The following is an 8,397-nucleotide window of genomic DNA, read 5'->3' as shown; positions in this document are numbered from 1 at the left end:
CCGGGATCGTGCGCCTCCGGGATCGTGCGCCTCAATGCCGCGTCTCGGTGGTCTGACGCCATTGCCCTCGGGCGGGGATGCTGTGTAGCTGATCGGCGACGCCTTCGAGGGGGAGCGCTCGGGATGGATTGGCAGCGTCTGGCGCCCGCGGGCACGCGCAAGCAGATGGCGGTGACGGCCCTGGCGGGCCTCCTGCTCGGCCTCGGCGGTGTCACGGCCGGCACCGGCCTCGTCCAGGCCTCCGAGCGCGGGGGCCTGTTCGATTTCTTCGAATCGATTTTCCGCGGGCCCGCCCCCGAGCCCATGGCGGCGCCGGTGCGGCGGCGTCCCGCCCATTACGCCTCCCTGCCCGATGCCCGCCGGGTGACGGCGGCACGGGTGACGGCGGTGCGGGTGGTGCGCCAGACCCCGCGCGTGCGGGATCAGGCTCGGCTCCCGCGATCCCTCCGGCACGCCCGCGCGCGGGTGCCCGAGACGCCGGTGGCGGGATTCGGCGATGCCGTCCTCGGAGCCCGCACCGTCTGCGTGCGCGCCTGCGACGGCTACCTCTTCCCCGTTGGCCGGCTCGCGGCACGCGCCGACCTGCCGGTGCACGAGGCCGCCTGCGCGGCGGCCTGCCCGAACGCTCCGACCAGCCTCTTCACCCTGGGTGCGCACGAGACCGAGATGGACCGGGCGGTCGGCCTCGACGGCCGGCCCTACCGCAGCCTCGCGGTCGCCAACCTCTACCGCACCAAGCGCGTGGCGCAGTGCGCGTGCCAGCCGGAGGGGCGCGCCGCGATCCCGCTGCCCCTCGCGCAGGACCGCACCCTGCGAGCCGGCGACGTGGTCGCCACCGCCGCCTCCGCCGCCATCGTGACGCAGGCCCGGGACGGCGGCTTCACGGTGGTGGATTTCCGCGAGGCCCGTGGCCTGTCGCGGCAGGCCCGGCGGGCGATCGACGCCAAGGTCGACGTGATCCGCCGCGAGGCCGATGCCCGGGCCTTCCGCAACGCCATGCGCCGCGTCGACCGGGCCTCGCGCATCCGCCTGGCATCCGGCGCCGGCTTCCAGTCGGCGCCGCCGATCGAGGTCGAGCCGGCCTTCGCCCCGGCGCGCGCGCCGGCCGGTCCCCGGGTGGTGATGGCCTCGCCCTTCGTCTACTGAGGCGCGCCCCGCGTTGTCGGAGGCGCGGCGATCCTCTAGGGCGACAGGCTGACCCGCCTTCGAGCCCGGAATCCGGCATGCGCGAATCCCAGGACGAACCCGGCCCACGGGACGAACCCGCCTTCGAGGCGGTACTTCCCCCGAGCGGCGAGACCGTCCGGCTTTCGCCCCTGGTCCGGCGCCGGGTCGCTCCCAACGGCGGTCCCTTCACGGCGAGCGGTACCTGCAGCTACATCGTAGGGACCGACGAGGTCGCGGTCATCGACCCGGGGCCGGAGGATGCGGGGCACGTGGCGGCCCTGGAGGCGGCCTGCGCGGGGTCTCGCCTCATCGCCATCCTGGTCACCCACACCCACCGGGACCATTCGCCCGGCGCGCGCCTGCTCCAGGCCCGGACTGGCGCCCCGATCCTCGGCTGCGGGCCGCACCGGGCGGCGCGGGCCCTGGCGGAGGGCGAGGTCGCGCATCTCGACGCCAGTGCGGACCGCGCCTACCGGCCCGACCGGGAACTGGGCGACGGCGAGACCGTGGCGGGCGCAGGCTGGACCCTGGAGGCCGTCGCGACCCCCGGCCATACCATGAACCACCTCGCCTTCGCTTTGGCCGAGGAGGCGGTGCTGTTCTCGGGCGACCACGTGATGGCCTGGTCGACGAGCATCGTCGCCCCGCCCGACGGCGCGATGAGCGCCTACATGGACTCCCTGGAACGCCTGCGCACCCGCGCTGAGACGACCTACTGGCCCGGCCATGGCGGCCCGGTGCGCGATCCGCGCCGCTTCGTGCGCGGGCTCGCCGCCCACCGCCGGCAGCGCGAGACCTCGATCCGCGCGCGGATCGAGGCGGGCGACCGCGACATCCCGGCCATCGTGGGGGCCATCTACCAGGGGCTGGCACCCGGCCTGCGCGGGGCGGCCGCCCTGTCGGTCCTCGCCCACCTCGAGGATCTCGTCGCGCGCGGCGTGGTCGTCAGCGACGGGCCGCCCCGGATCGAGGGGCGCTACGCGCCCGCCTGATCCCGGTCACTTCACCGCGATGGCGAGGTTGGCGACCTCGTCGAGATAGGCCCGGATGCGGTCGGCGTTGCTGCCGAAGTCGCGGGTGCCGAGGCGGGAGGCCGAGCGTACGTCGATGCGGGCGCCGTCCGCCCGGGGATGGACGCGCACCGTGACGTCGTCGGCGAGGTTCAGGATGGGACCGCGCGAGACCGCCTCGATGCGCCCGTTGCCGATGCGCCCGCCGGGGCGGATCGCCTCCACGATCTGCCAGCGCCGGTTCACCGCCGCCTTGCGGGCGAGTTCGAAGGCCTCGTCGGCGTCGAGATCGAGGGTCAGGGGCGCGATCTGCGGATAGGCCGCACGCTGGGCGGCGCGCGCGGCCGGGCCGGGGTCGGGCGGGTAGCGCCCCTCGCGGGCCGCGAAGGCCACCCGCGAGCGCGAGAAGGCGGGCGGGTTGTCGACGTCGGTCGTCACGTCCGCGATCGCCGGCAGCGCCAGACCCCGCAGGGCCGCGAAGGCCGGATAGGCCAGGACGAGGCCGGCCAGGAACAGCCCCGCCAGGGCCGCGCCGAGGCCGCGCGCGCCCTCGCGCCAGACGCGCACGAAGGCCACGAGGGCGAGGAACACCGCCACCCCCGCCAGCACGAAGCCGGCGCCGAGGGTCGCCAGGGCGGGACCCGCCTCGGCGCGCGGGTCGCGCACCAGCACCAGGGCGAACAGGGTGACGAGCAGGGCCAGCAGCGCCAGGGTCCGCGAGACCGGGCCGGCGCGGGTGACGGGATCCTCGTAGGGCAGGCGACGCATGCTGGGGTGAGATTCGCTGTCCGGACGATCCACGGGGCCGGGCCTGGAAGGCCGGTCCCGGCAAGCTTTACCGGTCCGCGACGTCCCGCGCCACCCGCCCTGTCCCGCGCGTCGCCGTTCGCGCCGCTTTCGGCGGGCGGGGCCGGTCTGCTATAGCGGGCACCGACATGCCCGCTCCCGCGCCCGCCCAGATCCCCACCGAGGCCGCCGATCCGCTGCGGGTCTGGTTCCGCTTCATCCGCCTTAACCGCCGCGTCACCGCCGCGATGGCGGGGGAACTGCGCGGACTCGGGCTCTCGATCCCGCAATTCGACGCGCTCTCCACCCTCACCGAGCGCGAGGGCATGACGCAGCAGGACCTCGCGGCCCGGCTCTACGTCACCAAGGGCAACGTCTCGGGGCTGATCGACCGCCTCGTGGAGGCCGGCCTCGTGGAGCGCCGGCCGATCCCGGGGGACCGGCGCTCGCACGCGCTCCACCTCACGGCGGCCGGCGCGGACCTCGCGACCCGCGGGATCGCCGCGCAGAAGGCCTACGTGGCCCGCACCCTCGGACAATTGCCGGAGGGGGACATCGCGGATTTCGAGCGCCTCGTCCTGAAGTGGCGCGATCTGGCGCGCGAGCAGCCGCTGCCGGAAGACAGCGTCTAGAGCCCGAGCAGGGCCGGCAGGTCCGCCGCCGAGTCGAGGATGTGGTCGGCCAGGGGCGCCATCGCGTCGCGCGCCGCCGGGCCGAGGGGACCGCTCAGCACCGCGATCGAGACGGCGCCCGCGGCACGCGCGGCGGCGAGGTCGTAGGGCGAATCCCCCACCATGGCGATCCGGCCGGCGGGCAGCCCGAGATGCGCCGCGAAGGCCGTGACCATGCCGGGCTCCGGCTTGGAGCCGTGCCCGGAATCGTAGCCCGCGACGAAGCCGCACTGGCCCGAGAGGCCCAGGGCCGCGCATTGCGCCCGGGCCGAGGCCTCGGCGTCGTTGGTGGCGATGCCGAGGGCGTAGCCCCCGGCGACGAGGCGGGTGGCGAGTTCGGCCGGGGCCCCGATCGGCGTCAGCGCGGCGAGGCCCGCCGCCCGGAACAGCGCGTCCATCTCCGCGTAGAGGGCCGGGCCGGCGGGGCGGCCCAGCACCTCGGCCCAGAGCGGGCCGTAGCCCGCCGAGGAGCCGCTGATGAGGGGCGAGGTCGGCGCGAAGCGCTGCCCCGCCTCGTCGTAGTGGCTGACCCGCATCAGGGCCTCGAGGCGGACGCGGTTCCCATCAGACAGGTCGGTCATCACCGAATAGGCCGCCGGGCCCCAGGTGCGATCGAAGTCGACGAGGGTACCGTCCTTGTCGAACAGGATGCCGCGGATCGTCTTACCCAGGGGCTCAGGCGGCATCCCGCACCTTCTCGACGTCGATGACGACGCCCTGCGGCGTCATGCGCTCGCGCGCGACCATGCGGTCGCCGGGCTCGAACACCCCGAGGGCCACGTCGCGGTCCGGCAGCACCACGGTGGTCGCCTTGTTGAGGTGGACGAGGACGTGGCGCCCCTGCGCCAGGGAGGAGACCGCCCAGCGCTTCAACTGGCCGTAATAGGGCTCGCGCCGCCAGGCATTGGGCTGGCCCGGATCGACCTGCACGTTCATGTGGCGCGAGACCGGATCGAGGCTCAGCACCATCTTGGCGCGCTCGGGCTTCCATTCCGGGCCGAGCCAGGCCTCCGTCATCCAGAGGCAGTGGAAGGCGCGGCAATGGTCGGGCCGGGTCGCGTGGATGGCGCAGCCCCGGCCCTGCTTGGTGTGCCGGCACCATTGCCCGGCGAGGGAATCCACCGCCGGCACGTCGTAGACCTTGCAGCAGAGCGTGCAGGTTCCGCAGGCGCGGCCCGGGGCCGGGTGGGCCACGATGGTGGCGGGGTCGAGCATGGCTTCGGGTCCGATGGCCTTCAGGTCGGGTTGCGACGTCGCGCGGGGGAAACGCGGGTTTCTACGGGGGGCGCCCCTCGCTACAGTCGGGCACCCATGTCGGCCATCGGTCAACCGTCAGGCAAAAATATGCTCTCGAACCTCGCCGCCCGCGACGTCGAAACCCTGATCCATCCCTACACCAACCTGGAGACGTTCCGCGAGACGGGGCCGCTGGTGATCGAGCGCGGCCATGGGGTCTGGGTCTACGACAGCGACGGCCGACCCTATCTCGAGGGCATGGCGGGCCTGTGGTGCACGGCGCTGGGCTATTCCAACGAGGAACTGGTGGAGGCGGCCAGCGAGCAGATGGCGCGCCTGCCCTTCACGCACCTGTTCTCGGGGCGCAGCCACGACCCGGCGATCGAGCTCGCCGAGACCCTGAAGGAGCTGATGCCGGTTCCGACCTCGAAGATCTTCTTCACCTCCTCGGGCTCGGAGGCCAACGACACCCAGGTCAAGCTGACCTGGTACATGAACAACGCGCTCGGCCGGCCGCGCAAGAAGAAGATCCTCTCGCACATCAAGGGCTATCACGGCGTCACCGTGGCCACGGCGTCGATGACGGGCCTGCCCGCCAACCACGCCGACTGGGACCTGCCCCTGCCGGGCTTCCTGCACGTGGGCTGCCCGCACCATTACCGCTTCGCGGAAGCCGGTGAGAGCGAGGACGCCTTCACCACCCGGCTCGCCTCCGAGCTGGAGGCGCTGATCCTGCGCGAGGGTCCCGAGACCGTGGCGGCCTTCGTGGCCGAGCCCGTGCTGGGTGCGGGCGGCGCCATCCTGCCGCCGGCGGGTTACTACGCCAAGATCCAGGCCGTGCTCGACCGGCACGACGTGCGCTTCATCGCCGACGAGGTGATCTGCGGCTTCGGGCGGCTCGGCACCTGGTTCGGCTCCGAGGCGATGGGCATGGCGCCCCACAGCCTGTCCTTCGCCAAGGCGCTGACCTCCGGCTACCTGCCGCTGGGCGGCGTCTCGGTGGACGAGCCGCTCTATCGCCTCATGGTGCAGCAGAGCGCCAAGCTCGGCACCTTCGGCCACGGTACCACCTATTCGGGACACCCCGTGGCCTGCGCCGTCGCCCTGAAGACCATCGCGATCTACAAGCGCGACCGGATCGTCGAGGGCGTCGCCGAGAAGGCGCCGCAGTTCCAGGCGCGCCTCTCCGCGCTCGCCGACCACCCCCTCGTGGGGGAGGCGCGCGGGATCGGGCTGATCGGCGGCATCGAACTCGTGGCGGACAAGGCCTCCCGGCGCCAGTACGAGCCGAAGGCCGGCGTGGCGGCCCGCGTGGTCGCCTTCGCCCAGGCCGAGGGGCTGATCGTGCGCTTCCTCACCGGCGACCGCGTCGCGGTCTGCCCGCCCCTCGTCATCGCGCCCTCCGAGATCGACACCCTGTTCGACCGGCTGGGGCGCGCCCTCGACCGGACCCAGGCCTGGATCGCCGAGCAGGGTCTCCAGGCCGCGCCCGCCCGAGGCTGAACGACATCGCACGCGGCGCGAAGATGATCTTCGCGCTGCATCATGCTTCGTGCAGTGCAATGCCGGATTGGGATACGTACTTCACAGTCCCGACAAGTTCTTGTCTCTCCATCCCAATCAGCGGATCGTGAGAACTTTAAGCTTTCATTCATGTTAGCGGCGGCTCTATCGTTCTCGTGTCGCAGGAGGAGCGTCCGGGTGGAGCCAGTCGGTGCCCGTGAGACGTGCATGATCATGAATTGGGCAAGTCGGCCAGTCGTGACGTGTCGAGCGCAACAGGACAGTCGTTCCATGTACCCCCGTGAACAGTCATCGCGTCGCGATCAACGATCGAAGCCGTCCACGATCATTTCCGGTCAGCCCGGCGCGGTGCTTCGGCCCGTCGCCCTGCCGGCCCTCGCGGCCGCCGTGCGGGTCGTCGCCGCCCCCCGGAAATCGACCCGGACCTCGCTCCTGACCGGCACGCGCGACGCCCGTTTCGAGCACGAAGACACGCCCCTCGCCTGAGCCGGCGACGGCCGGGGCGGGATTTCGGCGATCCCGGTATCCCTTCCTCAACGCCTCGGGCCTATCGCTGACCTCGGCGCGGGACGCCCTCCTCGATTTCGTCACCATTGGCGACGAGGAAGGCGTGGCCGCGCGTCGCGCGATCGAGGACCCTCACCATGCTCATCCTGCCGAGCCGCCGGCAGTTCCTGACGGGGCTCGGGGCGACGGCCGCCGTCACCGGGGCCACGGGCGCCTACGCCTTCGGGATCGAGCCGCTCTACCGCCTCGTGGTGACGCGCTACGCGCCCGTCCTGCCGCGCTGGACCCCGGGCCTCTTCCTGCGCGTGGCCGTGCTGGCGGATTTCCATGTGGGCGAGCCCTACATGCCCCTGGACCGGATCGCCGAGATCGTCGACGCCACCAACGCCCTGAAGCCGGACCTCATCCTGATGCTGGGCGACTACCCGGCCGGGCCGAGCGTGACCCACCGCAAAGTGCCGCTGACGGACTTCGCCCGGGTGGTCGCCCCGCTCAAGGCGCCCCTCGGGGTGTATTCGATCCTGGGAAACCACGACTGGTGGGACGACCACGACGCCCAGATGCGTCTGGGCGGCCCCGTCGCGGCGCGCCGCGCCCTCGAGGATGTCGGTATCCCGGTGATGGAGAACGACGCGCTGCGCCTCGTGAAGGACGGCAAACCGTTCTGGATCGCCGGGGTGGGCGACCAGATCCCCTTCCTGATCCAGGGCATCGACATTTCGCGCGCCGACCTTCCGGACACCCTCGCCAAGGTGACGGACGCGGCGCCCGTGCTCCTGATGATCCACGAGCCCGACCTGTTCCTCGACGTGCCGGAGCGGGTTTCGCTGACGCTGGCCGGCCATACGCATGGGGGCCAGGTCCGCCTGTTCGGCTACTCGCCGGTGATCCCGTCCGTGCGGGGCAACGACTTCGCCTACGGCCACGTGGTGCGCCGGGGCCAGCACATGATCGTCTCCGGCGGCTTCGGCGTGAGCCGCATCCCGGTGCGGCTCGGCGTGCCGCCCGAGATCGTCCTGCTCGAACTCGGGGGCGAGACCGACGGCACGGGCAAGACGGTGGAGCGGGCCAGGATCCTTCGGGGCTGAGCGCCCGAAGACCTCCGGCCGCCGCGCCGCCCCCGCCCGGGCCCCTACTTCTTGCCGGCCTTCGGAGCCGCCACCACCGTGCCCTTGGTGGAGGGAGCCGAGGCGTTGGTCTTGGGCACGGTCTTCTTCGGCTTCTTGGCCTCGCGGGTGCCGCGCTTCTGTTCGCTCGCCATGGTCTGTCTCCTCCCGTGATCGGGAGACGGATCATGCCACGGTTCGGCGGAAGCGCAGCATGCAATCGGCGTGGGCGGACGCTTCCCCGCTGCGTCCGGAGCCGGCCTTGCGAAAGCTCCGGCGGCTCACCATTCGTGCTTCGCGCAGGGGGCCCGCGCCTGTAGGCTTCCCGCCCGGGCCGGTCGTACGCGGCCCTGGGAGTGGAACGCATGGATTGCCGGATTCTGCGGCACG

10 protein-coding genes are annotated in these 8,397 nt (G+C 72.6%); 6 read left to right on the top strand and 4 right to left on the bottom strand.

What is annotated here, in order from left to right; genetic code table 11:
- Positions 1–123 precede the first annotated feature (123 nt).
- Together K2X24_RS15040 and K2X24_RS15035 are read left to right on the top strand one after the other, a co-directional pair.
- Positions 124–1,146: a DUF2865 domain-containing protein gene (locus K2X24_RS15040; RefSeq protein WP_292499184.1), complete on the top strand. Its 1,023-nt coding sequence runs from the start codon at positions 124–126 to the stop codon at positions 1,144–1,146.
- A 77-nt stretch (positions 1,147–1,223) separates the two neighbouring features.
- Positions 1,224–2,159: an MBL fold metallo-hydrolase gene (locus K2X24_RS15035; RefSeq protein WP_292499183.1), complete on the top strand. Its 936-nt coding sequence runs from the start codon at positions 1,224–1,226 to the stop codon at positions 2,157–2,159.
- Between the two features lie 6 nt (positions 2,160–2,165).
- Here K2X24_RS15035 and K2X24_RS15030 read toward each other — a convergent pair whose 3' ends face one another.
- A complete protein-coding gene (locus tag K2X24_RS15030; protein ID WP_292499182.1) occupies positions 2,166–2,945 on the bottom strand; it encodes a DUF1499 domain-containing protein in 780 nt (259 codons plus the stop codon).
- 167 nt (positions 2,946–3,112) lie between these two features.
- Here K2X24_RS15030 and K2X24_RS15025 point away from each other — a divergent pair, with 167 nt between their 5' ends.
- Positions 3,113–3,595, top strand: a complete 483-nt coding sequence (locus K2X24_RS15025; protein WP_292499181.1) for a MarR family transcriptional regulator — start codon at positions 3,113–3,115, stop codon at positions 3,593–3,595.
- Here the strand turns inward: K2X24_RS15025 and K2X24_RS15020 are convergent.
- Together K2X24_RS15020 and K2X24_RS15015 are read right to left on the bottom strand one after the other, a co-directional pair.
- The gene (locus K2X24_RS15020) at positions 3,592–4,320 is read right to left on the bottom strand and encodes an HAD family hydrolase (RefSeq protein WP_292499180.1); all 729 of its coding nucleotides are present in this window, start codon (positions 4,318–4,320) and stop codon (positions 3,592–3,594) included. The genes K2X24_RS15025 and K2X24_RS15020 overlap by 4 nt on opposite strands.
- Positions 4,310–4,849 carry a hypothetical protein gene (locus K2X24_RS15015; protein WP_292499179.1) on the bottom strand — a complete coding sequence of 180 codons (540 nt, stop codon included), beginning with the start codon at positions 4,847–4,849 and terminating at the stop codon, positions 4,310–4,312. Before K2X24_RS15015 ends, K2X24_RS15020 begins: the two co-directional genes overlap by 11 nt.
- A gap of 129 nt (positions 4,850–4,978) precedes the next feature.
- Here K2X24_RS15015 and K2X24_RS15010 point away from each other — a divergent pair, with 129 nt between their 5' ends.
- The 3 genes from K2X24_RS15010 (at position 4,979) to K2X24_RS15000 (ending at position 7,989) form a co-directional block, all read left to right on the top strand.
- Positions 4,979–6,373, top strand: coding sequence for an aminotransferase (locus tag K2X24_RS15010; protein ID WP_292499178.1), 1,395 nt, complete (start codon positions 4,979–4,981; stop codon positions 6,371–6,373).
- 369 nt (positions 6,374–6,742) lie between these two features.
- Entirely contained in the window at positions 6,743–6,880 is a 138-nt protein-coding gene (locus K2X24_RS15005) for a hypothetical protein (RefSeq protein WP_238277620.1), read from the top strand.
- 158 nt (positions 6,881–7,038) lie between these two features.
- The gene (locus K2X24_RS15000) at positions 7,039–7,989 is read left to right on the top strand and encodes a metallophosphoesterase (protein WP_292499177.1); all 951 of its coding nucleotides are present in this window, start codon (positions 7,039–7,041) and stop codon (positions 7,987–7,989) included.
- A 44-nt stretch (positions 7,990–8,033) separates the two neighbouring features.
- On the opposite strand, the gene K2X24_RS14995 is transcribed toward K2X24_RS15000, so the two are convergent.
- Positions 8,034–8,162, bottom strand: a complete 129-nt coding sequence (locus tag K2X24_RS14995) for a hypothetical protein (protein WP_279578522.1) — start codon at positions 8,160–8,162, stop codon at positions 8,034–8,036.
- Between the last annotated feature and the right edge of the window lie 235 nt (positions 8,163–8,397).

Source organism: Methylobacterium sp., assembly GCF_019750675.1.
Lineage (GTDB): Bacteria > Pseudomonadota > Alphaproteobacteria > Rhizobiales > Beijerinckiaceae > Methylobacterium.
The sequence above is the reverse complement of the archived record's forward strand: the minus strand, read 5'-3'. Positions and strand labels throughout refer to the sequence as shown.